At 63.0% G+C, this 23,108-nt stretch carries 31 protein-coding genes; 10 read left to right on the top strand and 21 right to left on the bottom strand.

The window, feature by feature from the left end:
* The first annotated feature begins 472 nt into the window (after positions 1-472).
* The gene (locus K5Q19_RS21155) at positions 473-787 is read left to right on the top strand and encodes an AbrB/MazE/SpoVT family DNA-binding domain-containing protein (RefSeq protein WP_231729310.1); all 315 of its coding nucleotides are present in this window, start codon (positions 473-475) and stop codon (positions 785-787) included.
* Positions 774-1,163 (top strand): type II toxin-antitoxin system VapC family toxin, encoded by a 390-nt coding sequence (locus K5Q19_RS21150; RefSeq protein ID WP_066213946.1) that lies wholly within the window; start codon positions 774-776, stop codon positions 1,161-1,163. The genes K5Q19_RS21155 and K5Q19_RS21150 overlap by 14 nt, the downstream gene beginning before the upstream one ends.
* 9 nt (positions 1,164-1,172) lie before the next feature.
* On the opposite strand, the gene K5Q19_RS21145 is transcribed toward K5Q19_RS21150, so the two are convergent.
* The 4 genes from K5Q19_RS21145 to K5Q19_RS21130 form a co-directional block, all read right to left on the bottom strand.
* Positions 1,173-1,670 carry a MucR family transcriptional regulator gene (locus K5Q19_RS21145; protein WP_066213943.1) on the bottom strand — a complete coding sequence of 166 codons (498 nt, stop codon included), beginning with the start codon at positions 1,668-1,670 and terminating at the stop codon, positions 1,173-1,175.
* 244 nt (positions 1,671-1,914) lie between these two features.
* The gene (locus K5Q19_RS21140) at positions 1,915-2,169 is read right to left on the bottom strand and encodes a hypothetical protein (protein ID WP_066213941.1); all 255 of its coding nucleotides are present in this window, start codon (positions 2,167-2,169) and stop codon (positions 1,915-1,917) included.
* A gap of 101 nt (positions 2,170-2,270) precedes the next feature.
* The gene (locus tag K5Q19_RS21135) at positions 2,271-2,606 is read right to left on the bottom strand and encodes a single-stranded DNA-binding protein (RefSeq protein ID WP_066213939.1); all 336 of its coding nucleotides are present in this window, start codon (positions 2,604-2,606) and stop codon (positions 2,271-2,273) included.
* A 493-nt stretch (positions 2,607-3,099) separates the two neighbouring features.
* A complete protein-coding gene (locus tag K5Q19_RS21130) occupies positions 3,100-3,444 on the bottom strand; it encodes a thermonuclease family protein (protein ID WP_066213936.1) in 345 nt (114 codons plus the stop codon).
* A gap of 401 nt (positions 3,445-3,845) precedes the next feature.
* Here K5Q19_RS21130 and K5Q19_RS21125 point away from each other — a divergent pair, with 401 nt between their 5' ends.
* Positions 3,846-4,034, top strand: a complete 189-nt coding sequence (locus K5Q19_RS21125) for a hypothetical protein (protein ID WP_066213442.1) — start codon at positions 3,846-3,848, stop codon at positions 4,032-4,034.
* 171 nt (positions 4,035-4,205) lie between these two features.
* Positions 4,206-5,432 (top strand): DUF1173 domain-containing protein, encoded by a 1,227-nt coding sequence (locus tag K5Q19_RS21120; protein WP_066213445.1) that lies wholly within the window; start codon positions 4,206-4,208, stop codon positions 5,430-5,432.
* A 19-nt stretch (positions 5,433-5,451) separates the two neighbouring features.
* On the opposite strand, the gene K5Q19_RS21115 is transcribed toward K5Q19_RS21120, so the two are convergent.
* The 11 genes from K5Q19_RS21115 to K5Q19_RS21065 form a co-directional block, all read right to left on the bottom strand.
* Positions 5,452-5,952: a hypothetical protein gene (locus tag K5Q19_RS21115; protein WP_066213447.1), complete on the bottom strand. Its 501-nt coding sequence runs from the start codon at positions 5,950-5,952 to the stop codon at positions 5,452-5,454.
* 88 nt (positions 5,953-6,040) lie between these two features.
* On the bottom strand, positions 6,041-6,553 hold the full coding sequence (locus tag K5Q19_RS21110; RefSeq protein ID WP_292949319.1) for a hypothetical protein: 513 nt from the start codon (positions 6,551-6,553) through the stop codon (positions 6,041-6,043).
* Between the two features lie 37 nt (positions 6,554-6,590).
* Entirely contained in the window at positions 6,591-7,109 is a 519-nt protein-coding gene (locus K5Q19_RS21105) for a hypothetical protein (protein ID WP_066213449.1), read from the bottom strand.
* Positions 7,106-7,450 carry a hypothetical protein gene (locus K5Q19_RS21100; RefSeq protein ID WP_066213452.1) on the bottom strand — a complete coding sequence of 115 codons (345 nt, stop codon included), beginning with the start codon at positions 7,448-7,450 and terminating at the stop codon, positions 7,106-7,108. Before K5Q19_RS21100 ends, K5Q19_RS21105 begins: the two co-directional genes overlap by 4 nt.
* 7 nt (positions 7,451-7,457) lie before the next feature.
* Positions 7,458-7,742 (bottom strand): hypothetical protein, encoded by a 285-nt coding sequence (locus tag K5Q19_RS21095; protein WP_082739420.1) that lies wholly within the window; start codon positions 7,740-7,742, stop codon positions 7,458-7,460.
* Positions 7,739-8,215 (bottom strand): hypothetical protein, encoded by a 477-nt coding sequence (locus K5Q19_RS21090; RefSeq protein ID WP_066213455.1) that lies wholly within the window; start codon positions 8,213-8,215, stop codon positions 7,739-7,741. The genes K5Q19_RS21095 and K5Q19_RS21090 overlap by 4 nt, the downstream gene beginning before the upstream one ends.
* 90 nt (positions 8,216-8,305) lie before the next feature.
* Positions 8,306-8,653 (bottom strand): hypothetical protein, encoded by a 348-nt coding sequence (locus K5Q19_RS21085; RefSeq protein ID WP_066213458.1) that lies wholly within the window; start codon positions 8,651-8,653, stop codon positions 8,306-8,308.
* Between the two features lie 162 nt (positions 8,654-8,815).
* Entirely contained in the window at positions 8,816-9,340 is a 525-nt protein-coding gene (locus K5Q19_RS21080; protein ID WP_066213464.1) for a DUF736 domain-containing protein, read from the bottom strand.
* A gap of 164 nt (positions 9,341-9,504) precedes the next feature.
* On the bottom strand, positions 9,505-10,179 hold the full coding sequence (locus tag K5Q19_RS21075) for a hypothetical protein (RefSeq protein WP_156445383.1): 675 nt from the start codon (positions 10,177-10,179) through the stop codon (positions 9,505-9,507).
* Positions 10,180-10,261: 82 nt separating this feature from the next.
* A complete protein-coding gene (locus tag K5Q19_RS21070) occupies positions 10,262-10,597 on the bottom strand; it encodes a hypothetical protein (RefSeq protein WP_066213816.1) in 336 nt (111 codons plus the stop codon).
* Between the two features lie 3 nt (positions 10,598-10,600).
* The gene (locus K5Q19_RS21065) at positions 10,601-11,023 is read right to left on the bottom strand and encodes a DUF3768 domain-containing protein (RefSeq protein WP_066213815.1); all 423 of its coding nucleotides are present in this window, start codon (positions 11,021-11,023) and stop codon (positions 10,601-10,603) included.
* Positions 11,024-11,129: 106 nt separating this feature from the next.
* On the opposite strand from K5Q19_RS21065, the gene K5Q19_RS21060 reads away from it, so the two are divergent.
* The 6 genes from K5Q19_RS21060 (at position 11,130) to K5Q19_RS21035 (ending at position 18,699) form a co-directional block, all read left to right on the top strand.
* Positions 11,130-11,606, top strand: coding sequence for a hypothetical protein (locus K5Q19_RS21060; RefSeq protein WP_066213812.1), 477 nt, complete (start codon positions 11,130-11,132; stop codon positions 11,604-11,606).
* A 188-nt stretch (positions 11,607-11,794) separates the two neighbouring features.
* Complete coding sequence (locus tag K5Q19_RS21055; protein WP_066213810.1) at positions 11,795-13,156, top strand: metallophosphoesterase; 1,362 nt, start codon at positions 11,795-11,797, stop codon at positions 13,154-13,156.
* A complete protein-coding gene (locus K5Q19_RS21050) occupies positions 13,156-14,184 on the top strand; it encodes a GTPase-associated system all-helical protein GASH (protein ID WP_066213807.1) in 1,029 nt (342 codons plus the stop codon). Before K5Q19_RS21055 ends, K5Q19_RS21050 begins: the two co-directional genes overlap by 1 nt.
* A 44-nt stretch (positions 14,185-14,228) precedes the next feature.
* Positions 14,229-15,212: a hypothetical protein gene (locus K5Q19_RS21045; protein ID WP_292949307.1), complete on the top strand. Its 984-nt coding sequence runs from the start codon at positions 14,229-14,231 to the stop codon at positions 15,210-15,212.
* Positions 15,209-16,054 carry a hypothetical protein gene (locus K5Q19_RS21040; RefSeq protein ID WP_066213802.1) on the top strand — a complete coding sequence of 282 codons (846 nt, stop codon included), beginning with the start codon at positions 15,209-15,211 and terminating at the stop codon, positions 16,052-16,054. The genes K5Q19_RS21045 and K5Q19_RS21040 overlap by 4 nt, the downstream gene beginning before the upstream one ends.
* Before the next feature lie 2 nt (positions 16,055-16,056).
* A complete protein-coding gene (locus K5Q19_RS21035; protein ID WP_292949304.1) occupies positions 16,057-18,699 on the top strand; it encodes a hypothetical protein in 2,643 nt (880 codons plus the stop codon).
* Between the two features lie 205 nt (positions 18,700-18,904).
* Here the strand turns inward: K5Q19_RS21035 and K5Q19_RS21030 are convergent, their stop codons facing one another.
* The 6 genes from K5Q19_RS21030 to K5Q19_RS21005 form a co-directional block, all read right to left on the bottom strand.
* Positions 18,905-19,129, bottom strand: a complete 225-nt coding sequence (locus K5Q19_RS21030; protein WP_066213821.1) for a hypothetical protein — start codon at positions 19,127-19,129, stop codon at positions 18,905-18,907.
* Between the two features lie 22 nt (positions 19,130-19,151).
* Complete coding sequence (locus tag K5Q19_RS21025; RefSeq protein WP_231729300.1) at positions 19,152-19,757, bottom strand: hypothetical protein; 606 nt, start codon at positions 19,755-19,757, stop codon at positions 19,152-19,154.
* 10 nt (positions 19,758-19,767) lie between these two features.
* A complete protein-coding gene (locus K5Q19_RS21020) occupies positions 19,768-20,424 on the bottom strand; it encodes a hypothetical protein (RefSeq protein ID WP_066213793.1) in 657 nt (218 codons plus the stop codon).
* Between the two features lie 88 nt (positions 20,425-20,512).
* The gene (locus K5Q19_RS21015) at positions 20,513-21,424 is read right to left on the bottom strand and encodes a zincin-like metallopeptidase domain-containing protein (RefSeq protein WP_066213788.1); all 912 of its coding nucleotides are present in this window, start codon (positions 21,422-21,424) and stop codon (positions 20,513-20,515) included.
* A 119-nt stretch (positions 21,425-21,543) separates the two neighbouring features.
* On the bottom strand, positions 21,544-21,771 hold the full coding sequence (locus K5Q19_RS21010) for a hypothetical protein (RefSeq protein WP_066213784.1): 228 nt from the start codon (positions 21,769-21,771) through the stop codon (positions 21,544-21,546).
* 71 nt (positions 21,772-21,842) lie between these two features.
* Positions 21,843-23,108: ATP-binding protein (locus K5Q19_RS21005; RefSeq protein ID WP_292949290.1), on the bottom strand; the 1,266-nt coding region annotated here is incomplete at its 5' end.

The following is a 23,108-nucleotide window of genomic DNA, read 5'->3' as shown; positions in this document are numbered from 1 at the left end:
GTCTAGCAGGACTGGCCCATTTTTAATCCGGTGCTACCGGCCGATCCGTGGCCCCTTTTATTCCCGGTGTTCTCACACGCTTTGCTCGCTCATGGGAAGAAGCTGGGTGCATAGCCAGTCGCGTAGCAGCATCGGGGCTTCTCCTCGGCCGACGAGCGGACCGGCACGGCCACGGGCGTCGGCTGCTTCAGCCACGAGCTGGAGGACAAGGAAGGCATATCGCGGGCGTTTCGATGCCGCAGCCAACGCTGCATAGATGGCTCCCACGCCGGAAATGTGTGTTTGGTCCTGCATGGATCAGTTTTGAGCACAAAAGGTGAATCTTGTGAATCCCCTTTCGCGTGCCTCGTACGGTTTGTCAGTTCTGACACTCTACCCGCCGGGTAAAGTGTCACAAACGACAGAACCGGCACAATCGCACAATATGAGAAGCAGCGATGGCTGTTCTCAGCATGGGCTTGCCAAGGATCGGATGCGCGGCTATCTTACTTTCATCTTACCGCTGGAGATCGAGATGGGTATGCAGGAGCGGATCACGACGGTGATCTCGACAAAGGGGCAGGTTATCCTGCCCAAGGCTATCCGCGAAGGGCGACACTGGTCTGCAGGCACCCGGCTGACCGTGGAAGACACGCCCGATGGGGTGCTCCTCAGAGCTACCCCGGCCTTTCCCGAAACCGTGATCGATGCGGTTTTCGGCTCCATGCGCCACAGTGGTCCCGCGCTGTCGCTCGAGGAGATGGATGCAGCTATCGCGAAGGAAGCAAAGCGCCGTGCGCGCGATTGATACCAATATCGTCGTCAGGTTTCTGACCGCCGACGATGAAAAGCAGGCCAAAGCGGCGCGCAAGGTCATCAAGGAAGGCGACGTATTCGTTGCAACGACCGTCGTGCTCGAGATCGAATGGGTCCTGCGCGCCGGTTACAATTTCACGCCCGCGGCTATTGCCGACGGACTCCGCGCGATCGGTGGTCTTCCAGGTATCACACTGGAGGAGCCGGTCGAAGTTGCCCAGGCGCTCGACTGGCTAGGCGAAGGGATGGACTTTGCCGATGCGTTGCATCTGGCCAAGGCCGGGCATTGCAGCGCTTTCGTGACCTTCGATCGAAAGCTCGCAAAGCGGGCGAAGGGGCTTGCCCCCGTGCCAGTCGAGGTTCCCTGAACTGAATACTCAGGAACCGTCCAGCACCCCTCCCGAAACCACACCTTGCGAGCCGAAGGCGACCCCAAGCTTCTTGCGTGTTCGCTTCAGCTTGGCGGGTGCAACCACAGCCACTTGACGCGGTTTGCGTCCGAGACCGATCTTGAGAGCAAGTTCCTTGCGGCGAGCGGCATAGTCCGGCGCTACCATTGGATAGTCAGCAGCGAGGTTCCAGCGGGCGCGGTATTCGGCCGGAGTCATGCCATGATCGGTGCTGAGATGGTGCTTGAGCATCTTGAACTTCGCGCCGCAATCAAGGCAGGTAACCGCATCGGGTTTGACTGATGCGCGCACCGACACGGCGGGCGTACGGACTTCCTCGGTCGGCTCGGGCACCTGACCAAGCGAAGCCAGCGAAGCGTAGACCGACTGGATCAGGCCTGGCAGATCACCCGCCGCGACCGAATTGTTGCTGACGTGGGCTGAAACAATATCGGCGACATGATCCAGGAGCATTTCATCGGCCATTGCGTGCGGTCTTTCTCTAATTGGCGATGGCGGACCCTATGGGCCGCGGCCGCCAAATGCCAGTGCCGTTGGCTTGCGCTCCAGATCGACATGCGCAAAAAAATGGGGCCAGCTTGCGCCGGCCCCTTGGAAAGTTTTGGGAGAGGATGCCTGAAAGGCACTCCTGATATGGGGTGACGCCTTAAATGCTGCAAATGCGAAATAAGGTCCGGCAGTTGAATTTTGTGCAACGCGGCATCCACCTTCACCCCGGCGGTCGGTAGCGCGGGGTCGGATCGGCAAACCGGCGCGGATGAGCGAGTTCGGTGCGGGCGACACGGAACGTGTAGCCATCCCATTCGCGCCAGGGATGGTAGCGGCCTGCCTCATCGAGGCGGCCATAACAGACCCGCGCGAGGACGGTTGGACAGGCAGGATCGTCTTCAAGCAGCGCCACCGTGAAGGTGCCGCCCATGCCGCTCGGCGTATCCCACACCGGCGTTTCGGCAGTGATCGTCATGGGGAATTCCTGTCTTTGTGAGAAATCGGGGGTGCAACGATCCGGCAGGGATTGGCCTCACCCCCCGTTGGGAGGCGGCGCTGCCGCCTCCCGGGCTCCGGTCAGAGGAAGAGGACTTCCTCGGCGACGATCTCGACCGCGTAGCGTTCGACGCCCTCGCGGTCCGTCCACTTCGAGTAGTGGAGGCGGCCCTGGACCTCGACCATGTCGCCCTTCTTCTTGTGCTTGGCGACCGAAGTGCCGAGGCCGTTGAAAGCGGTGACGCGGTGGAACTCAGCGAGGGTCTCGGTGTAGCCGGCCTCGTTCTTGACCGTCTTGCCATCGACCAGCTTGGGGCGGTCGGTGACAAGAGTGAAGGAGGTAATCGCGGTTTCACCGGCGTGACGGGTTTCGGGTTGGCTAGCGATGCGGCCGATCAGGATGACGAGGTTCTTCATGGGGTTTCTCCGTGGCTTGAATTCGGCGGAACCGCCCGCCGATGAAGACCACAGGCAGGGCCAAAGGCCCGGGCCCGCACCGAACGCCAAAAATCAAACGGGCGTGAGGGAAACCCAAAAGCGAGGAGTGGTGCGGCAAGCCCGCAGGGCTTCACGGTCCGCTGCTTTTGGGTTGCGGCCAGGGACTGGCGCTGCAGGGTTCATCGGCAAACGAAGGGCGGTTTCGTCAGTTCAGGCCGCAGGTTCCCAGGCGTTCCTACCCGTCTGCCTTGGTTGCATCCCGTCAGGGCACCCCGGCACCACGCCGGTGTCCATGCGCACCCTCCCCTCGAAGCGGTACTCCCGCCTGCGCATGTCCGGGCAAGTCAGAACGAGATCGCACGAGAAACCTCGATTTCTCTCCGCTTACCGCAACGGCCTTGTGCGTCAGCACCTGCACGAAGAGCGGGCTGATCCGGAAATTTCAGAGTGCCACCGCGTGCGAATGGGCGCGTCAGCGCCAGGGCTTCGCGAGGCCCTGCGCGATCAGGTAGTCGCCGGCGTCCACGCCGTTCACCGAGATTGTGGCAAGCGTCCGCCCATAGGGATCGGTGCCAAGCCGCGTGATCATGACCCGACCGCGCGAGACAAGCCGGACGAGCGCCACGCGCGCCGCCTCGCCTGCCCGGTAATCGCACCAGGCATAGGACACCCGGCGATCCTGGCACTTGGGACTGCCCGGCAGTTCAGGCGCGTCGATGTTGGCGACGCGCACCCGCTCGCGGCCGCAGCGGATGGTGTCGCCGTCATGGACGGTCACGGAAACGCACAAGGCTGCAGCGGCAAGAACGACAGGCATCGACAATCCCTAGCGCGGCCGCTCTGTCGAACCAAGCCCTCCCCTCTTCCCGACTGGCCCCGATCGTCACCCGAAGGGCCGGCATTCTTGCCGGCGAGGTTGGGCGGGCGGCGGCGCGAGAGCGCCGACCGCGCGCCCTAGCGAGTAGAGCGGGTCGCCCCAAGCCCCGCGCGGGGCGCGGGCGTAGGGGTGCCCCCGCCCTCTCCCCTGCCCTTTGCCTCCCAACACCCCAACCACCTTTAGCCCAATACCGATGTGCGATTGTCGCCCGCATGGCGGGCCCACCGCGTCAGTGGATTGCAGCAATGCTCGACCAGCGGCTCTAGAAAGGCTATTGGGGGCCGTTCTGGAAGCGCCCGCAGGGGCAGTGTTTCCATGCGACTGGCAAGGGAGAATCGCGAATGGATCAGGAGGTCCAGATGCCGAGCGCGCGCATGGTCGCTGAGGCCATGGCGACAGTACTGGCAGGCAAGCTCGCCGATCAGGCCGCGAGCGAGATCGTGCTGAGCCGCGAAGAAGCCGCACTGTGCCTCGGGCTTGCCGAGGGAATTGCCGAGAGCCTCGCGCACGAGGCGGGCCAAGCGGACTGACCAAGCGAATCTGGCGGTAGGTTACGCTCTGCGCCGCCGGCCTTGCCGGGGGTCACGGGCAAGGATAGACTTGGCCCAGCGCGCGCCATGCGGGCCGCGTCAGACAAACCAAAGGAGAATGCGCGAGAGGTCGAACGGGCAGCGTCGATCGCGAGAAATTGGAGATCCCCAATGATCCAGCGATACCGTGTGCTCGGGAAGGTCGTCACCGGCGGCCAGGATGACCTGCAGGCTGTGCTCGGCGCAGCCTATGCGCGCAAGGAGCGGGTGCTCTGCGAATGCCGCAGGCACGAAGAGCTGCCGCTCTATATCAGCCACCGCCATGATCGCTACGTGCTGGCGCGCTGGCCAGGTTCGGGCGCACGTCATGCGACGGCCTGCGACCATTACGAGGCTCCGGACTTCCTGACCGGCATGGCCCAGGTCCGGGGAAATGCCGTGATCGACGACGAGGCTTCCGGCGAAACGACGCTCAAGCTCGCCTTTCCGCTGTCACGCGGTGCGGCGCGGCTCGCGCCAGCGGCGCTCACCAACGACAAACCGACGGTCAAGTCCACAGGCCAGAAGCTGTCGATGCGGGGGCTGCTCCATGTCCTGTGGGACCGGGCCGAACTGACGCACTGGCATCCCAAGATGGCGGGCAAGCGCAGCTGGTTCGTGGTGCGCCGCGCGCTGCTCGAAGCCGCGGCCAGCTGCAAGGTCAAGCAGGAAGCTCTGTCCCATGTCCTGTTCGTGCCCGAGACGTTCCGGCTCGAGGACAAGGAGGACCTGCGCGCGCGCCGCCGGGCGGCGCTTGAGCGCGTCTACCGTTCGCGTGACGAGTTGATGGTGGTGGTGGGAGAGATCAAGGAAATCGCCCCGGCGCACGGCGCGGAGCGCATCGTACTTCGTCACGTCGGCGACATGCCGTTCGTCATGGACCCCGACATGGCGCGCCGCTTCCACAAGCGGTTCGCGGGCGAGCTGGCGCTGTGGCAGGCACAAGGGAACCAGGGCCACCTCGTCGTTGCCGGCTCGTTCGCGCGGCGCAGGCAAGGGACATTCGACCTGATCGAAGTGGCGCTGATGCCGGTGACCGGCGAATGGCTGCCCTACGAAAGCAGCGACGAACAGTACCTCATTGCCAAGACGGTCGCTGAGAAGCGCCGGTTCGTGAAGGGTATGCGGGTCAACCTCGATGCCAGCGCGCCGATCGCCAGCCTGGTGCTCAAGGACACCGGCGAGGATGCAACCGCGATCCATATCCATGATGGCGATACTGAGGCCAGCGAACCGCTCGAGGCGCTGCTCGCCTGCGAGGGCGTAACGCACATGGTGTGGAAGGAAGGCGAGCCGCTGCCACCGCGTTGTCCCCGGCGCCGAACCGGCGACACCCCTCCGGACCGCGCCGCCGCGTGAGTGGGCACGCACCCAGGCGTCAGTCGCCGTTCGGCAAGGGCTTTGTCGGTAGCAGGTCGATCCGGCGCACAGCGCCGGGTTCGGAGCGGAGTGCCGCAAGGCGCGTCTCGACCGAGGCCGCGTCCTCGGTGATCTCGATGCGATTGAGCCCGATCAGCGTCCAGACCTTGTGCTCGGGACGCGCGGCGGTGTGGGCCGCGTAGGCGAGCGGCAGCTTGTCGGGGTAAAGCCAGAGGAGAAGCACCGGCACGGCGGAAAGGTTAGGCCTGCCCTCGACATCAGTGACCGACAGCAGGTTGGTCACGGGATCATAGCGGCAGTCGATCCCGAGCGGCACGGGGTGGCCGATGATCCCGAGCAGCGCCTCGCGCGCGTTTGCGCCGAAGGTCGCGTCCAGTTCCGGCCCCGGTTTGGCATCCGGGTCGGTTTCAAGCTGTGCCAGGAAGATGAGCACGGCGAACAGCCGGGCAGCATCGTCGCGCGTGCAGGGAATATCGAGGGCGAGGTGGATTGCGGACATGGGAGTTCCTTCGCGGGAAGCGCACAGCCGCCCCAGACTGGCGCTGCCCAGCGCAGCTGCGTCGGGGACCGGAACGGCAGGGCAATGCTCAGAGTGAGAGGTGGCGTTCGACGTGCGCACGCTCGCGCGGACGCTGGAAATTGTAGACGGGAACGCCGTGGGCAGCGGCGATGCGGATTGCCTGACCGGTCCCGCCCGAGGCTTCGCCATCGGCGGTCCAGCACAGGACGAAGTCGGCGGGCGCATTGAGCTCAGGCCCCAGCACCTGGAACACGTTCCGGGTGTGCAAGGCCTGGATGAAAGGATCGAGTCCGGCGAAAGCGGGGTGCGCCGCGGCAGCAATGGCCCGTGCGCGCTGCCACAGCTCCGGCGGCAATGCGTCCGGGTGGAACTGGCTCGCCGAGCCCCGCCAGCCCGGCGCAGGCAGGAAGATCTGCTTGTCCTCCCCCGCCCCGCGTTCAAACGCGCTGTCGGCGCCGATTGCATGGCCGGAGCGCAGGAGGTAGCCGCGTTTGAGCAGGGCGAAGGCAGCGCGCGTCATCAGCGCGAGCACTTCGGGCGGGGTGCGGCGTGCACCGATTCCGGTGTAAAAGCGGGGCATGGCAGGTCTCCTTGTTCGCCTGCCCGCCGTGTTCCCCCTACCCTCCCGTCGGCATCGCCGGGGTAACGCCCGCCCCGCGTGCGGCCAGCATGGGGCCGTAGGTAGCTTCAAGATTGCGGTGGAGGACCGCGTTTGCGGGCGGAAAGATGCTGCCGTCGTCGCGCGGCCGCGTGATCTGGAACGCGCCAGCGATCACCTCGGCAAAAGGGCGCACGCATGGAAATCCCGAACCTGCGTAAGTGACCGGCGGCGGGAACCCCGCGCTGATCCAGCTTGACGGCACGTCCAGCCCATTGAGCCAGCGCCGGGCGCTGGGCGGCAGTACCGCCACCAGCGAGACGATCCACAGCGTCCGGTACGTCCCGAAATCATGAGCGTTGGCGATCGCCGCGAATTCCAGCGGTTCAGGCGGCGGGCCGTTGACCGCGATCACCGCTGCCTGAAAGGCGCGCAGCTCATGTCTGTTGACGCGCTCGAAATCGGGGGTTCGGCCGAGCTGGGCGCAGGGCTCGTTCGCTGGCCCTGCCCCGAGTTCGAGGAGCCTGTGGCGGGTCACGCAGCAGCCTCCCCTGCCCCATCGGGATACCAGGCGAGTTCCACCGCGTAAGGGTTATCGACATCGTAGGCGGCGATACGGGCCGAGGTGATCCAGGTCTCCGGATCGCGCAGCGCAACATAGCCGCCGTAGAAACGGCCATCGCGGCTGACGAACTGGGCGTGGATGTCCTCGGCTACCGCTTCGGAGACGAAGAAGCCGGCCGCGCCGCGGATATGGGCCGGGGGAAGAACACCCAGCATTTCGTCATGGAAGACCTCGGTCACCCGCGAGAGCGGGAACTGCGCGAGCGTGCGGCCGCGTTCATCAGACGGCGACGCTGCAGAATCGGGATCGGTCATGGGAGCCTCATTCGTAACGGGGTGGGGCTTGCGGGAAGCGGGGCGGAGCCATGTGTTCGAACAGGCAGGCGCGGTAGCGGCCGCCGACGTAGAGCACGGAATCAAGGCGGCAATGGCCGCGCTGGACCAGGTCGAGCAGCCGATTGGCGCGCACCGCGAGCCGCGCTGCAGCAGCTTCGGTAAGGCAGACCCGGTGTAGGCGGACGAGTTCGCCGGTGTCGAACCACCATCCACCTTCCTCCGGCCCGCCGTAAGCGCGATCGACCGCGTAAAAGGCGACGACGTATTTCATGGTAGAGCGCCCTCCCGGGGCGGTTCGGCGCGTGAGATAATGACGAGCGGCGGGACGGTGATCTCGGCCTTGGCCATCGCCCGTTTGAGGTCACGCAGCCGGGTGAAGCCCCTGATCCAGGACGGCGGGAAGAGGACATATTCGTCTTCGCTCGCCGTGTAGTCGCGCATGGGCCCCGTGCCGTCGAACACGACAATCTCGGGGAGATAGGCCCCGGGACAGCCGCCCGACCAGCGCCGGAAGATCAACCCGTGCTCGATGCAGAACGCGTCGACCTCCGTGACCTGCCCACCGTTGAGTTCGGTGCCGTAGAGCTCGAGCGACTCGCCCTCGGTTACCGCCGCCGGACCGAACGGCTCGCCGTCCCATTCGGTGCGCAGATCGTATTCCTCGGCGCAGGCTGCGAGGTCGGCCAGAAGGTCGCGGCGCAGCGCGCCGCCGATGGTGATGTGAACGGGGGCTCTGTCGCCCATGGTACGTGTCCTTTCGCAATAGGTTGATCCGACCGCGATCGCCCCTCTCCCCTCACCAGCCTCTTGCGCGAGCAAGGGCGTCCGGCGCGTTCAGGCTGGCAGCAGCGGCACAAGGTTGGGGTCGAGCGAAAACCCGAGGCAGCGCGCCAGCTCGGCCGCGTGCTCGAAGTCGGCAGTCGTCACATGAAGCAACCGGGCGATGTCGGCCAGCGTCTCGCTTTCGCGGGGCGGCGCTACGCTGTGAAGCTTTCCTGCTTCTGCGGTCACCGCGAAGGGCCAGGTCATGGCGACGGCAATCACGCGCTCGGGCAGCACGATCAGGGTATCGCCAGTTTTGATGCTCTCGTCGCATTGCGACGCGTCATAGGCATTGCCGGTAGTCGCAAAGGCATGGTGCCGCCGCGTGTCGAAGGCGAAGCGTTCGCTATCTGTGAACATGAAGTGTCTCCGTTGCCGCCCAGGCAAAAGAAGAGGCGGAACGCCGGGCGGGGGGATGGCCGGCGTTCCGCCTCAGGCCGCAAGTGGGGCGAGCCTGCGGCCATTGCGTGGGAACGGGGACCCGCGATTGGGTCCCCGTTCGGTCGGAGGTGCGGGATGGACTCAGGCGTCGACGAGCGGCGGCAGCGCGCCTTCGTGTTCGGCGCCGTCCTTGGCATTGGCGCGGCCGCGCTTGCCCGGCGGCGTAGCGGTGCTGTCGCCGAGGCCATCGCCGTTATGCCCGTCACTGGCCTCACCGGCATCGGCTGCCTCGCCGCCGGTGAACATGTCGCCATCGCCGTATTCGCTCGAACCCAGCTGGCTGTTGCGGCGGCGCGGACGCTGCCAGGCGATGGCCATCGTGCCGTCCTCGCGCGGGAAGGCGGCGATATAGAGCGGCTGCGACATCGACGGATCGTCGATCTTGCCCTGGTAGAAGATCTCGCCGGTCGAGTTCGAGGCGAGTTCGAACAGAGCGCCGACGGCAACCCAGCGGCGCTGATCGTTGAGCGCGACGATTTCGTACTTGGGCGCGCGGGCGTTGCTGGAGCTGACCGGCCGCAGGCCGATGGTGCGCGTCATCGTCAACGTTTCGACAGTGCCGATCAGCTGGCCGCTGGCGTTCTTCTTGATTTCACCGATGTTCATGGACGTTCTCCTGGTAGGACTGAATGTTGGATTGAATGCGACCGAACCCCTTGTCCGATCACTCATTCCCCCCCCCCCTTCCCTCCCGGCCGTCAGGCCGAGCTGCGGGCCTTGCCCGCAGTCCTTCTCTGGAGCCCTCCATCGGGGACATTCGTCAGCGTGTTTCAGGCGGGCAGACATGCAGGCAACGCGAGCCATTCGGGCTGGTCGCCCGCAATTGGCAGATCGGTGCTCAGCGCCTGGTTCTCGGTGAAGACGTCGGCAGTATCGAGCGTTCCAAACCCGTCTTTACTGTTCCAGAACAGCAGACCCTCTTCGGGATCACGCGTGGCGATGACCAGTTTGGGGGCGAAGTGGACTGTATCGTGGACCTTGCTGGTCTCGATCCAGTGGATGCCGGCGGCATCGATCATAAACCCGCCGCCGCCGAAGGCATCCGGCTGATGACGATCGCTGTCGTAAGACCAGGTCGCCGCTACCGGGAGCGACTGCGTGATCGTGCGGTGCAGCAGGGCGGCAACCGCGTCAGGCTCGAACTGGTCGGCGGTGGCGAACACCCGGACCGATCCGTCATCCTGCTCATCGAAGGCAAAGTCGGTGCCAAAGGTCGGGAAGTCGCAGTCGGGGAAGATGGCGAGGAACCCCGATATCACTTCCTCGCCGGTAGGCGGGAAGATCATCCGAAACGCCTCAGACAAGCCAAGCCAGCGCTGGATGATGGTTTCAGCGTCGGGTTGATCTTCGACGAATTGCGCCAGCGCGACGGCCTCGCGCAGCAGGCCGCATTCGTCGGCGGTGATATGCAAGACAAAGCAGGAGTGCGTGTAGCAGTTGGACATGGGTGGTGATCCCTTGTTGGATGGAACCGGGCAAACGAGATCGGTGCCCGGGAGCGGACAGCGCCGGTGGGCGGCGTGCGGTTCAGCCAGGGGCTGAACGGGAGCGCCCGAGGAGTTCTTCGAGCAGCTTGCTTGCCGGTCGGTCCGGATTGTGGGGACAGGCGAGCCGGTCGATCTCGAGTTGGCGCGCGAGGCCATCCGGAATTTCCGCATAGGCAGAAGCTATGGCGATGATCTCGCACGGCGCGCCGATCTCGCGCGGACTGGTCCCGCGCCACAGCCGGATGTCGGGCTCGCGGTCGCGGTCGGGCGTACCAAACACCGTCACGAAATAGGTGCCGAGGCCCGGGTCCCAGCCCAGCGCGATCTCGAACAGGTCGGTGTGATGGGCGAGCGGCCGCAATGAAAAGCGCGACATGGCTCAGTAGTCGGTCGCGAGCATAATGGTGACGACACGGAAGCTCGTCTTGGCGTCCCAGGGCGTCTCGGCGCCCCATGAATAGGTTCCATCGTTCTCGTAGACATCGACCTTCCAGAAGATCTTGCGCTCAAGATACGTCACCACCCCGAAGTCCCGCTCTCCGTGTGGATCGTTGCCAGGATCGATCGGGGTCTCGTTGATCAACCGACGCATGGCGCACTGGCCCTGGAACAGCCTGACCTGGCGGATCGCGGGATCGTCCGAGCCCCCTGCCAGCAGGTCGGCGAGCGCACGGGTGAGCACCGTCCGGGAATTTGCCAATGTGCCGGACCGGGCAGCGTCGTTGAGCCGGGCAACTTCGGCGGTCCTCGTGGTCTCTTGGGCTTCGGGCGACGGGGCGACGGGGGCGACGCTGGTGGTCATGGGCAGGCTCCTTCAATTGATCACCGGTTCATCCCCCCTCCCCTCCCTTCCCCAATTGACGGGGTCAGAGCGTTCACGCTACGTTCCGAACTCGAAAGGAATTGCGATGAAGTTGGATGACGTTCTGGGCGGGTTCGATCTCGACACCGTGCTGCGCGATGTGTCGTGTGACGCAGTCAGACGCGCGATTGCCGCGCTGTGCATCGGGGTTGGTATCGACGATGCCTGGCTATCTGTGCGCGAACTGCGCGAGGCAGTGTCCCTGGTCCACGAAGGCGCGGATGGCGGACGCGCGCGGCTTGCAACAATCCTGAGCACGGCTTGCGACGATTTTCAGCGGGCGATTTATTACTGCCTCGCCGGGCGAGGCGTCGGCGAAATGGCGGAAGCGATGGATTGGCTGCTGGCCATCCTCAAGGCGCGTGGCCGCACGGCTGCCTGGCTGAGCCGGTTACGCGTTCACCGCAGGGATTTGGTATCGCCCTACGTGAGCGAGGCCCCCGACGGGCCGCTAGTGTCACCCGATGCGGATTTTGAGCTTGGCCGCTCATGGTTCGTTGATCGGGGACCTGGTTCATACTGAAGGTGAGTGTCGCAACGTTCTCCGACCTGCTGCCGCGCGCGAAAGACAAACAGGCTTCGTCCACAAACGCCTTTAGCCTCAGATAAACCGTACCGTTCGTCATTGATATTTGGCATTTCCGATAGAAATACTCTCTGCGAGCACCTACATCCGTTCCTGTCGCACATTGATTGCGAATTGGGGGGTTAATGTCGGCCATCTTCGTCCACGTATCTGACATTCACTTCGGGCAGGAACGCGACCATGTCGTTCACATCCATGACGATGTGAAGAAGGAGTTGGTTGCGGACGCTGCGGAGGTGATCGCCGGTTCGCCATCCGGCGCGGCGCAAGGAATCCTCGTAACGGGCGACGTCGCGTTTTCGGGCAAGGCCGAACAATACGAAGCCGCCGGCAAATGGCTGGATGCACTCGCTGAAGGGATTGGGTGCCCCATACATCGGGTTCAGATGGTCCCCGGCAATCACGACCTCGATCGGGACAAGCTATCTATAGGCGGAAGTAAACTCCTCGAGTTCATCCGGGCGGGAGGTCCGGCGGAATACGAAAAGGTCATCGCAAACGAGAATGACCGCGCGACGCTCTTCTCCAGGTTCGAGGATTACGGCCGGTTCTGCATTGGCTACAATTGCGGACTCGATGAGGAAGCGAAATACGCGACTAACCTTCGCATTGAAGTAGGGCGGGACCGCTGGATCAGGTTCATCCGGCTCAATTCCTCGCTACTTTGCCATGGCGAAGAGCGCGACGACCAGCCGGAGCTGGTGATGGGCGAACGTCAATTCGTTATCCCCCGGCACGCAGGTGAGGAAAACGTCGTCCTCGTCCATCATCCGCTGAACTGGTACAAGGATGCTGTTGATGTGCGTCAGTATGTGCGCAGCCGGGCGCGGGTGTTGATCTCCGGCCACGAGCACGATCCGAAAGTCGAGGTCGAGGAGGTCGAGGAGGGCTGCGATCTCATGATGCTCGCAGCCGGCGCCGCTGTCCCGTTCAGGTCGAATGACATCTTCACCTACACCTACAACGTCATAGAATTCGACTGGGACGAGGGCACGGACAATCTCGTCGTCACAATGCACCCGCGCACGTGGAACCCAGTGAAGACCTGTTTCGAGCCGGATAACAAGCGGCTGGGCGGGAAGAAGCCGCGTTTCACGCTAGGTTCGCCGAACTTCAAGAAGATCGGTCAGGTTCCAGTCCGTCCGGGGCAGATAGCGGATGTCGTTGAGGATGATTCTGCGGCTGAACCGGTCGTCGAGTTGGTCCCCGCCGAAGGCTTTGAGACCAGTGCAGAGGAGACACCGCCAATGCCGCCGGATGCCGAAGGCTACGAACTCGCCCTGCTGCGATTCTTTCGCGACCTCTACGAAAACGAGCGGCTGAAGATCCTCGTCGAACTCGATGCCATCCCGGCCGAGTCTAACGAGCGGATCAACCAGGGCTTGGAGCGCAGGCTATTTGACTGGCTCGCCCGGGAAGGCAGACTCCCCGATTTGATTTTGATGATCGACAGGCTGATAGGCGAACGAGACGAGAGGGACGCGTAATGGACAACCTTCCAGTACACATGAGGATTACTTCGCTCACGCCGACGAACGAGGACGTCGATGCGCGGCGGACAACTATAGGCGAGCTTTCGGGCGTGTGGGGCAAGATTAGCAACATCGGCGAGATCCTCTGCAAGGCGGAGATGATCGCACAGTCACTGGGGGGTGACGGCCAGCCCAATGAGAACCTTGGTATGGAAGTGCAGGAGGGATTGCAGAAACACGCATCCGCCTTTCTATACGAGGAGAGCCCGCTTGATGTCGGCGTATGTGCCGGTCTCGCAATCGTATCCATTCTTCGCACAGCGCCGAGCACGAGCGGGTGGACCACCGCAGATGTCTATTCGAACGCCGTATGGTCGGCATTGGCTTTCCAGCCGCCGGTGACAGAGGAGAAGCGCGAGAAGTTGCGTCGCGAGGTGCTTGATCTTGCGCAGCAGCGTAGCCGTTCGGCTGCGAACAAGGTGCGTGAACGAAGTGTGGTTCCAGACATGGGCGACTTGACCGTTACGATTGCTCAGGAAGGCAATCCTACCACGACGTTCAAGAAGGCTACTGGGGGCACCATTGAGGCGCTCCGCCGTAACGCTACACTTGATCGAGAAGAGTTAGACTTCCTGTGGTGGGTGCTGTTGAATCGCAGTCGGCTGCTTAAGCGCCCAATCGGCGCGATGGCCGAGCCGTTGCGCCTCGTCGCCTCCGGTATCGAAGCAGCAAGCCACCTGCGCCGGCTTCCCGCCGACCTGCACCACGATCTCGTGCTCCGCACAGTCGAAAAGGACCCCGAGCTCGATCTGAAGGAGTTGATAGGGGTGATCGGCGAAGACCGGACCTTGCTTGCAGCCTCCTTCAACGCGAGTCGCGTTGCCGATCACTCGTCCGTATTTCCGCTCCTCCACGCCCTCACCACAGGCAAAGTCGATGCTACAGGATCCGGCGAGAAGCGAAAGGCATCTACATGGGCTGGCCGTGCCCTGCTTGAGGCAGGTCTGAATCGTATGTGCGATCAAGGGATCATGAAGCTGTGAGCTCCGCTTGCAGTTTCGATGGTTGTGCGGTCGGAGAGACTGGTGTGTGTGCACTGGAGCGTGATCCGGTCACCTGCGAGAACCGGATCGGCAAGGCGGCGGCAGTGACCACTGGTGTTTCGGTCGATGTAGTCGATCCGTCCGACCCAACTACTTTGTCAGCTATAGGCTCACCCGTGCTCGAACGGCCGACTGGCACCTCCTCATTCCCTTCGAGCCGAACTCTCGGTCCCGACGCAATCTCCAAGATGATGGCCTCGCGCTACGTGACAGTAATCGGTATCCTTGGCGATCCGGAGTCGGGCAAGACTGCCTGCCTTGCCAGCCTATACCTGATGATCTCGAACGCTGAACTGGCAGGATGGAAATTCGCCGACAGCAAGAGCCTAATGGCTTTCGAGGACATCGCGCGCGGCTCGCGTGAGTGGAATGCGGGGAACCCGCCCGAGCAAATGACTGTTCACACTGAACTGTCCGACGAACGGCGGCCCGGGTTCCTGCATTTGCGCCTAGTCCGAGATTCGGACGGCCGGAGGGTCGATCTGGCTCTGCCCGACCTACCAGGGGAATGGACTACGGAGTTGGTCAGCACCTCGCGGACCGATCGCTTTGAATTTCTAAGAGCCGCCGAGGTGATCTGGGTCGTGCTAGACGGTCGCGCGCTTGAGAATAAAGAGCGTCGGCAGGGCGTCATATCGCGGGTAGGCCAGCTTGCTGGTCGGCTTGGGACGCTTTTCAGCGGTGAAATACCGAAGCTGATGCTCGTGATCACTCATCGCGATTCCGGTGAGCTGTCGGCCGCCGTCACGACCCGCCTCACGGCGGAGTTGGCGAAGCGCGACGTGGCAGCAACCGTCCTGGCGGTTGCGCCGTTCTCCGATAACGACGAGCAGGTGAAAGCTGGCTTCGGCCTCGACGAACTTATCGCGGCCTCCACTACCAGCGACCTGCCTGCCATGGAATTCTGGCCCTCCTCTGACCCTGTGGAGGGCTCTCGCTCATACATTGGGTACAGGAGGGATCGGTGAACCGCTCGATCGTGCTTCTTGGCGGTCCCGACTCCGGCAAGACTAACTTCGTCGGGCGCGTTTGGCCTGCGCTCGACGCCGGAACCGGCCGATTGCATGCGGCCGTGCAGCCCGAGGACATCCGCTTCGTCCTCGATGTCGCCGATCACTTGTATTCCGGCAACTTCGCGCCGCGATCCGAGCACGCTGACGACCGGCGCGACTTCGAGGTGGTCGTGGCGGCCGAAAAGGGTGGAGAACAAACGACGATTGTGATTCCCGACATCTCAGGGGAATTATGGCTGAACGCAGCCGAGCATGGCGAAGTCTCGACATCGCTGATGGAGGAAATGCGTTCGGCCAACGGGGCATTGCTATTCGTCCGCGTCAACTCGGAAGCTGACATCCGCCCTTTGAACTGGGTGACTTCGAAGCAGCATCTCGCCAAGCTTGGCAATGCCGAAGATCAGGGGCTCCCAACCCAAGTCATGCTGTGCGAGCTGCTTCGATTCCTTGAGACCTCGCTATCGAAACGCCCGGACGGCCAGCCGCCTCGTGTCTCCATCGTGGTCAGTGCCTGGGACATCATCGATCAAGAGAAATTCGTGATGGGACCGAAAGCTTGGCTCGAACGCGAGTATCCGCTGCTCGCGGGTCGCCTAGATGACATTGAGGGGATCGATCTGCGGGTCTTTGGCCTCAGCGTGGTCGGCGGTGATCTAAAGGCCGACGAGAATTGCCGAGACGATGTGCAGGAGAATGGATTGGACGGTCGGGGATGGGTAGCCGTGCAGGATGACGAGGGCATCTGGCACAAGGATCCAGATCTGACTCTGCCAATTGCGTGGGCGGTCGGTAGCTGACCGTGATCATCGTCGAGCGTCAAGTCCATGGATACCGGCAAGGGCATCAGCTCCTCGCCGCATCTGCGCAGCTTCCAAAGGAGGACCAGTCGGTCATTGATCGGCTGTCTGATGTCGCAGGGCCGCTACGTCCACGTGAAAGGTTTGAATCCTATCTGACGGCCTATCCACTCCCGAGTGGCGAAAGCTTCGTGCTGGCGCGGACATGGCAGGACCTGACGGTCGCCCGCGCCGGATGCGTGCGGACCTTGAGTCTGATCATTCCCATGAAGGGCTGGGCAGAGGCTGAGGGGCTGTCGGCCTATCTCGAACTGGTAGACATCGATCGGCTTCCTGACGCCAGCGACGCGACCCGGGTCGTTGTGCAGACGACGTCGCCGGAGCCTCTTCCGCCCGTACCAGGGTTTGTTGGTAGTGAGCTGCTGGAAGCGCTTTTCCTCGAAGAGTCGAGACCGGTTGTCGTTCTTGATGCAGTCGCTCCCGATCTTATCGCCACGCGCCTGCTTACCGCACTGTGGCCTTCGCTTCGCCGGCAATTTGCGTTATCGACATTCGCGCTGTCACCCCGCAAGGTCGCGGGCCGCGATTTCGACCTAGTGTTCGCGCCGAAGGATGCGCGGGCGAAGTTCGCGGATTGGAACGGTCGCCGTGTGGATGGCCGCTCGATTCAGGGTGGTCGGCATCGGTGGACCGATACGATCGTGTCCCGAGTTTTCGACCAACCCTTTCCGAAGTTGCTCTCCGCCAACGAGATTGGATTGGTTGGCGGAGGCGATCAGGACATCGATAACGCAGCCGCGTTTCGCATCGCACTGCTTTGGGACGAATTGGTCGCGAAGCTGCACACCACGCCGACGGCGGCGCTTGGGCTATTGGACATAGCCAACTCCGGCAAAGTCCGTGACTCTCTCGCCCTTGAAGCGGTCGAGCCGTCGATTGCGGATGCTGCGCACCAGGCTTCCGTGACTTTCCCCGAGGTTGAGGCATGGAGCTTCCTCAGCGCCATCGCCCGGAAGCTTCAGGGACGGTCGATGCCCAGGGGCCTAGCTGCGGTCGCCGAGGCGGTCGAGCAGCTCGCTGCGCGTGCGCCGGAGGGCGCCGTGGCGCTTCTTTCACAGGAGGATCCGCGCGGTGTAGCCGCCGACCTGCTGCCGAGGATTGCGTCGGGCATTGGAAACACGTTCACGGACCGTTCGCAGCGAGCGCTGCTCGAAGCTGATCCTGCGGTGCTGGGGCGGCTGCTGGCCCAAGGTGGGTCTCTGATCGGGCGTATTGCCGATGACCGCCCACTAGTCGAACGCCTCGAACTGGTCCTCCCGCAGCTGGATTCTGCCACTCTCGATGTGATTTGCCGGGTATTGTTGCCGTTTTTGACAGAGGATTGGCAGATTCCCGCCGCCGAACCTCTGCTCGACCGGCTGGACGGGTCGCAGTTGGTGATGGAATTACGGCACCTTGGTGAGGTCAACGACTTTGGTGCGGAACAGCTCTCCGGATTGGTTTTGGACAAAGCGCTTTTCGCCTCTTCAAGAATGGATGTGCGGGCGGCGCTTGTATCGCTTTCACCCACTGCACGTCGCGATGTCATGATTACGCGGACACTAATTCCCGGCGTCGAAGATGCGCGTTGGCTCGCGGACAGCGATGCGCTCGATCTGGCAGCAGTAACTGCGATGCTGCTCGATCTGCTGCGTCAAGCCGACGACCGTCAGTTCGCTGCTATACTCATTGACCAGCAGGTAGGGGAGCGCGCGATCGACATGCTGGCGACGCGGGCTCCCGATCTGCTGCTACGTGCCGTGTCCGGCGATGTTCTTCCGATCGCGAGGTTTGTCACAATCCTGCCGCGCGTACTCGATGGGCTGGCCGACGACACAAAGGTGAAACTTGCAAAGCATGCTCTCAACCGTTGCCTCGGCTGCCGCTTCGGCGATGGCGAGGTTGCGTTCCTAGCATCGATGCTCAGCACAGTGGGAGACCAACTTGATGGCGCGTGGGCTGCCCGAATCGGCTTGGAGAAGAACGTCGATGCGGTGATTGCCAGCCGGAACATGGTTGCCTTTGGGAAAGCAACACATCCGGCGAGGCTTCGGTTGATCTGGTCGATCGCGGAGGTAGCTCAGATCCTGCGGGATCGTCGCGGCTTCGATCTGAACAAGGAGGCGGTCGAGGCCTGCGCAGCCTTCATGTTCGACGCTGAGAAGGTCGCGCCAAAGGCTCTCTTGGCGGCTGCAGGCTACCTCTTGCCGACGCTGCTGCGTTCGCGCAACCAGCCCGTATCGCTGATGATCGCAGCGGCGTTCCCTCCTATGCATCGTGAGTTAGCGAAGTCTGACGACGTTCCCGAAATCTTCAAGTTCATACCTTTTCTAGACTGGGATCGATGCAAGGCGGCACGGCGTGAGCTCGTCGACGCCTTTATGTCATCGACGTGGCCGCCCCACGACCTCGCCCTGACCGCGTGCCGCACCAACGAAGTGGCCAAGATCTTGCGGCGAGTGGCCAAGCAACACAACGGTGAGACTTACATCAAGCGGATCGCCTCCGACCTCGATAAGCTGCCGGAAAACTGCAGGAAGGCCGTCAAAAACGTGATTTCTCAGGCGCAGGCCAATCCTGCGGCGAAGTACGATTGGCGCGATTGAGCACGTCGTCGTGAGCGTTCGGACAAGCTAAGGTCGCCGTCTCGCGCTATCCGGCAAGTGTCATCTCGCCATGCCCGATCAGGGTGATAGGGTCGGGTTTGTCGGGGGGATTGCCTGATCGGGCGTCATGTCCCTGCCCAGCGGTTAAAGATTGCACATGCCCGAAGATTAGGCAGATGCGACGGGAAAGGCGATAGGCAGCCGATCAGGGCTCATCATCATTGCAGGTGACCACCCGCGAGACCGTGCGCCCCTGCGGCGCGTTGCTGGCCAGCACGACCCGGAAGGGCTGAAGCGGATTGCCAGTCTTGACCACCGCGGTGTCGCTGAGGATGCGGTCGGCCACCTGCGTCGCGACGCGGTTGGCGTTCTCGATGCTGCACAGCTTGGCACGCTTGGCGGAACGCTTGGGAGAGACTGGGTCTGTCATGGTCTTGCTCTGATGTCCGCTGTCATGTGGCATGGGGCGCAAGCGGCGCAGGAACGATCGTCCACGCGCGCGTCATCAGTGAGGATATGCGCACCCCGACGCCGTCGCTGGCCCGGCGCAAGCTTACCTTTTTGCCCGCTTGCACGACCCGGAAGCTGCGTTCGGCTTGGCCATCGGTGAACGTCAGCGCCTCGGGCAGGACCAGAGTATCGCCGGGGGCGGGTTTGCGCCGCGTGGTGAGCGCGAGACGCTGGCGGCATTGCTCGCGCCACTGCGCCGCGTAGTCGTTGCCGGGTGGCCCCAGAAGATCGAGGATCGAAGCCGGGCAATCGTATTTGTAGGGGCCCATCATTTCGTCCTGGTCCTTGTAGGCGAAGAGGTAGCCATCGCGAGCGGCGGGATTCCATTTGATCAGGCAGATGATCGCGAATGTCTGTTCCGGGCCGTCGGCCGTGTAGCTCTGGCAGGCGGCGTAATATGCGTTCGAGCGAACGGTCGACTTGAGCACGCGAAGGCCCTTGTCCCGGCCCTTCTCCGGGTCCGGCGTATAAGTGCATTGGTTGTCGAGGTAAGCCTTGGGCGTGGCAAAGGTCGCCATGCCGGATCGGGTCATCGAGAGCCAGCCCATGAGGGTTCTCCTATACGAGTTCAGGTTGTCGGCGCGTAATCGCAAGGCCCGTTTCCCGGGTGACGAGCGCTGTGAAGCGGACGGGATCGACGAGGACGGCGATATCGCAGAAGTTGTTGTGCTCGCCCCGGTAATCCTGGCGACCTTTGCAACGGCGGAACATGACCTCACGGCCGTGTCCGAACGAAGAGGTCGTGACCTGGATGTATATCTCGTCGGCGTGGAGGGTGATTTCACCGGAGACGGCTGGGCCTGCCATGTTGTTGCGGAGGTCATATTGATCATGATCCAGCCCCAGATGGCGGGCGGCGATGCGCAGCGCCGAACGGGCTTCGCGGTGGAAGGCACGTTTGGCTTCCGGGTCATAGCTGATCCCGCGGCGGGCCAGTGCGACAAGCGCGGGCTTGGACTTCAGTTCGTCGATCCGGGTGAGGCACTGCCGGCGCAAGGGCAGATCTTCCTCATATGTGGCATCGGCCGGATTGCCGAGTGCGATGCGCCCGACATGCCGGGCGAGGAGGATGGTTGCCGGGTCGCGCGCAGCATCAACGCCTGCATTGCGTGCATCCTGCATCGCATCAACCACGGCCTGGGTGGCGGTAGCGATCGTGCACAGCGCGTCTGGTTGGAGGGCACGGCGATAGCGAAAATCGAGGTCATAGTTCATGGCGGCTGGCTCCTTGACGCACTTGGGCGCAGCCCTTCGTCCCCCCTCCCCTCACCCTCGGAATCCGCGTCAGCGGGTACGCTCGTGTTCAGGCCGCCTCGCGCACCGACTCGATGAGCGCCGGATCGAACTGGCGTAGCCACTTGACCGCCTGTTCGGCCTTGGCCGCAGCGTGAAGGATCGCGGTTTTGTCGGCGCGCAGAATTTTGGCCCAATGGTGAATGTAGGAAGCGTGGCTGTCGTGGAGTTCATTCGGCAGCCCGTATTCGGCGCACAGAATCGACTGCGCCAGCCCGGCGAGCAGCTCTTCCGCCGCGTATGCGTCGTCCCCGAAGCGCTTGCCGAACTGACGATCGAGACGCGAGCCATGGCCCGTGGCGTGGGTCAGCTCATGGCACCTCGTCGAGAAATACGCCTCGATCGAATGGAACGCATGGGGATCCGGCAACGTGACCGTGTCGGTGCTTGGGGTGTAATGCGCACTGCTGCCGCCGTGGACCACCTTGATGGGGATGGCGTCGAGAAACGCGCGGACATTGGCGGAGAGTTCGCCGATCGCCCGAGGATCGGGCGGCTCGGGATAATAGTGGGTGGGCAGGCCATCGATTTGCGAAGCGTTGAAGACGTGGTTCCACTTCATGAAGCGGATCGTCTTTTCGGTGGTTTCCCCGGTGAGCTGGTCAGTGTCGGACTTGCGCGCCGTGTTGTAGTAGACGCTGAACGAGCCGCTTTCGCCTTTGCGGACCTGACCGCCAAGCTCGCTGGCCTGCCGGTACGTCATCCAGAAAGGGCTGGTGTAGCCCGTGGTATCGGCGACGGCCCACAGGAAGAAGCTGTTGATCCCGGTATAGGGGATGCCCTGATGTCGCAGCGGCCTGGTGCTGGACGCCGACCAGGGTTTGAGCCAGGGGGCTGTGCCCTGCTCGATCTTCTCGAGGATCAGGTCGGTAATGGTCTGGGCGACGTCGGGGCGCGCTATCACTGGCCGGGTGCGGCTCATGGGAAATCTCCGAGGGCGGCCGGTGCAGGCCGCTCCCGCACCTTCAAACCGTCACCCGAACCCCCACCCCCTCTTCCACTCTCGGCGTTTCGGCAGGCATGCCGGTCCATTCGCCCGCCTCAAGTTTCCTCGAACGCCGTCGACAGCGTGTCGTAATGAATGCCGATACGGACAAGGTCCGCGTATGACAGGTCGGTATGGTCGTCTTCATCGGCGGGATGACTTTCCCATGCTTCCCAGAGCCTGAGAGTCTTGCCGTCGGGCAGGATGATCGCGGTCCCGGTGGCATTGAGCCGCGAGCCCTCGGTCACGTCGATCGTGCCGGTCAGTTGGTAGTTGAACTTCATGGCAGTTGCTCCCCGAAGTGTGGGATACCAACCACGGCTGCAATCCGGGCGGCGTCAGGTTCAGGCGCCCGTTATTGGGGCTTCGCATCGCTCGCGGCGCGAAGTTCAAGGCTGGTATTCTCGTGGGACCAGCTGAGCTGAAGCGTACGCCCGTGCGGGATGCGCCAGGCAACGCGGTCGGCGAACGCCATCCGGATGCCCGCGATGATGGCCGCGTCCTCGCCTTCGAGAATGGCATGGGCGCGCACCGCTGCGTCATGGCGGAACCGGGTTTCCTGCGTATCGTAGCTGTCGGCGTCGGAATCGTCCGATGGCGAAAAGATGGCATCGATGATCAGTTCGGTGAGATCGCCGGGATCGATACTGGCGGTGCGGGTCAAGGCGATCCGCGCCTCGTCGGCGTCAGACCAGCAGTTCTCGCCTTCCTGGATTGCAAAATCGGACAGCAGATTGAGGCGCTTGTCATGCTGATCGGTCAATTCGATCGTGATGACATCGGGCCGGAAGGTCACCGCATCAGTCTCGCAAGCTGTCTCGGATCCGTCGTGCTGACGATGGGTAACGCCAGTCTGGGCGTAGCAGGACAGCGCAACGTACCAACTGTAGCCCTGATACTGCGGCACGGCCGCGAAGAAGGTGATGTCGGCGGGCGCAATGAGCCGGTTGGAATCGATGGAGCGGTCATCGCCGTGCGAGAATGCGATGGCACGGCCGAAAGTCACGGAATCGCAGGCGTCTCCGTCATCATAAATGGCTGCCGTCGGATCAATTTCGGCATAGGGCGCGATTTCATGGTAACTGTCGCGCGCGCAGTGTCCTTGCCAGGAGGGTAATTGCCTTGCTGCTTCGGGTAGCCCGCAACCGGCAAGCCGCGCGGCAAGCCAGTCCTTGTGGGCAAGGCGATGGAACGGTTCTTTGCTGATCGCAGAGTAAATCGCATCGGTGGCAATCTCCATGAGCCGATCGAGCGCGGGGTTGCGGTAGATTTCCTTGCGGGCCGGAAGGACAAGAACGAGCTCGGGCGCGTCGATGATATCGACCTTTACGCGCCATAGCGTGTGGTGGACTTCCTTGATGCTCGGCAGCTTGTGCCTGAGCGTCAGCCCGTGAAAATTGATCGTGGGCACATGATCGAGATTGACGTTTTTGTAGACCCCGATGCGGTAGCCTTCGCGCTCGAGGACGGCATGCGCGCCTTTGAGAAAATCAACGCGCGGCAGTGGCTCGTCGTTGTAGGTCACCTGCAGCGGAAAATGCAACGCAGCGGTGTCAACACCGGGATAAAAACGGGCCAGGCACCGGTTTAAAAAGGGGCCAGTTGGGTTGAATAAAAAGCC

Origin of the sequence: Novosphingobium sp., assembly GCF_019748365.1 — a bacterium.
GTDB lineage: Bacteria > Pseudomonadota > Alphaproteobacteria > Sphingomonadales > Sphingomonadaceae > Novosphingobium.
The sequence above is the reverse complement of the archived record's forward strand: the minus strand, read 5'-3'. Positions and strand labels throughout refer to the sequence as shown.

Bases quoted from the DNA above. Each gene is read 5' to 3' on its own strand.
- K5Q19_RS21155 (WP_231729310.1), top strand. From the start codon at position 473: ATGCGCGGCTATCTTACTTTCATCTTACCGCTGGAGATCGAGATGGGT.
- K5Q19_RS21145 (WP_066213943.1), bottom strand. From the start codon at position 1,670: ATGGCCGATGAAATGCTCCTGGATCATGTCGCCGATATTGTTTCAGCC.
- K5Q19_RS21140 (WP_066213941.1), bottom strand. From the start codon at position 2,169: ATGACGATCACTGCCGAAACGCCGGTGTGGGATACGCCGAGCGGCATG.
- K5Q19_RS21135 (WP_066213939.1), bottom strand. From the start codon at position 2,606: ATGAAGAACCTCGTCATCCTGATCGGCCGCATCGCTAGCCAACCCGAA.
- K5Q19_RS21130 (WP_066213936.1), bottom strand. From the start codon at position 3,444: ATGCCTGTCGTTCTTGCCGCTGCAGCCTTGTGCGTTTCCGTGACCGTC.
- K5Q19_RS21125 (WP_066213442.1), top strand. From the start codon at position 3,846: ATGGATCAGGAGGTCCAGATGCCGAGCGCGCGCATGGTCGCTGAGGCC.
- K5Q19_RS21120 (WP_066213445.1), top strand. From the start codon at position 4,206: ATGATCCAGCGATACCGTGTGCTCGGGAAGGTCGTCACCGGCGGCCAG.
- K5Q19_RS21115 (WP_066213447.1), bottom strand. From the start codon at position 5,952: ATGTCCGCAATCCACCTCGCCCTCGATATTCCCTGCACGCGCGACGAT.
- K5Q19_RS21110 (WP_292949319.1), bottom strand. From the start codon at position 6,553: ATGCCCCGCTTTTACACCGGAATCGGTGCACGCCGCACCCCGCCCGAA.
- K5Q19_RS21100 (WP_066213452.1), bottom strand. From the start codon at position 7,450: ATGACCGATCCCGATTCTGCAGCGTCGCCGTCTGATGAACGCGGCCGC.
- K5Q19_RS21095 (WP_082739420.1), bottom strand. From the start codon at position 7,742: ATGAAATACGTCGTCGCCTTTTACGCGGTCGATCGCGCTTACGGCGGG.
- K5Q19_RS21090 (WP_066213455.1), bottom strand. From the start codon at position 8,215: ATGGGCGACAGAGCCCCCGTTCACATCACCATCGGCGGCGCGCTGCGC.
- K5Q19_RS21085 (WP_066213458.1), bottom strand. From the start codon at position 8,653: ATGTTCACAGATAGCGAACGCTTCGCCTTCGACACGCGGCGGCACCAT.
- K5Q19_RS21080 (WP_066213464.1), bottom strand. From the start codon at position 9,340: ATGAACATCGGTGAAATCAAGAAGAACGCCAGCGGCCAGCTGATCGGC.
- K5Q19_RS21075 (WP_156445383.1), bottom strand. From the start codon at position 10,179: ATGTCCAACTGCTACACGCACTCCTGCTTTGTCTTGCATATCACCGCC.
- K5Q19_RS21070 (WP_066213816.1), bottom strand. From the start codon at position 10,597: ATGTCGCGCTTTTCATTGCGGCCGCTCGCCCATCACACCGACCTGTTC.
- K5Q19_RS21065 (WP_066213815.1), bottom strand. From the start codon at position 11,023: ATGACCACCAGCGTCGCCCCCGTCGCCCCGTCGCCCGAAGCCCAAGAG.
- K5Q19_RS21060 (WP_066213812.1), top strand. From the start codon at position 11,130: ATGAAGTTGGATGACGTTCTGGGCGGGTTCGATCTCGACACCGTGCTG.
- K5Q19_RS21055 (WP_066213810.1), top strand. From the start codon at position 11,795: ATGTCGGCCATCTTCGTCCACGTATCTGACATTCACTTCGGGCAGGAA.
- K5Q19_RS21050 (WP_066213807.1), top strand. From the start codon at position 13,156: ATGGACAACCTTCCAGTACACATGAGGATTACTTCGCTCACGCCGACG.
- K5Q19_RS21030 (WP_066213821.1), bottom strand. From the start codon at position 19,129: ATGACAGACCCAGTCTCTCCCAAGCGTTCCGCCAAGCGTGCCAAGCTG.
- K5Q19_RS21025 (WP_231729300.1), bottom strand. From the start codon at position 19,757: ATGGGCTGGCTCTCGATGACCCGATCCGGCATGGCGACCTTTGCCACG.
- K5Q19_RS21020 (WP_066213793.1), bottom strand. From the start codon at position 20,424: ATGAACTATGACCTCGATTTTCGCTATCGCCGTGCCCTCCAACCAGAC.
- K5Q19_RS21015 (WP_066213788.1), bottom strand. From the start codon at position 21,424: ATGAGCCGCACCCGGCCAGTGATAGCGCGCCCCGACGTCGCCCAGACC.
- K5Q19_RS21010 (WP_066213784.1), bottom strand. From the start codon at position 21,771: ATGAAGTTCAACTACCAACTGACCGGCACGATCGACGTGACCGAGGGC.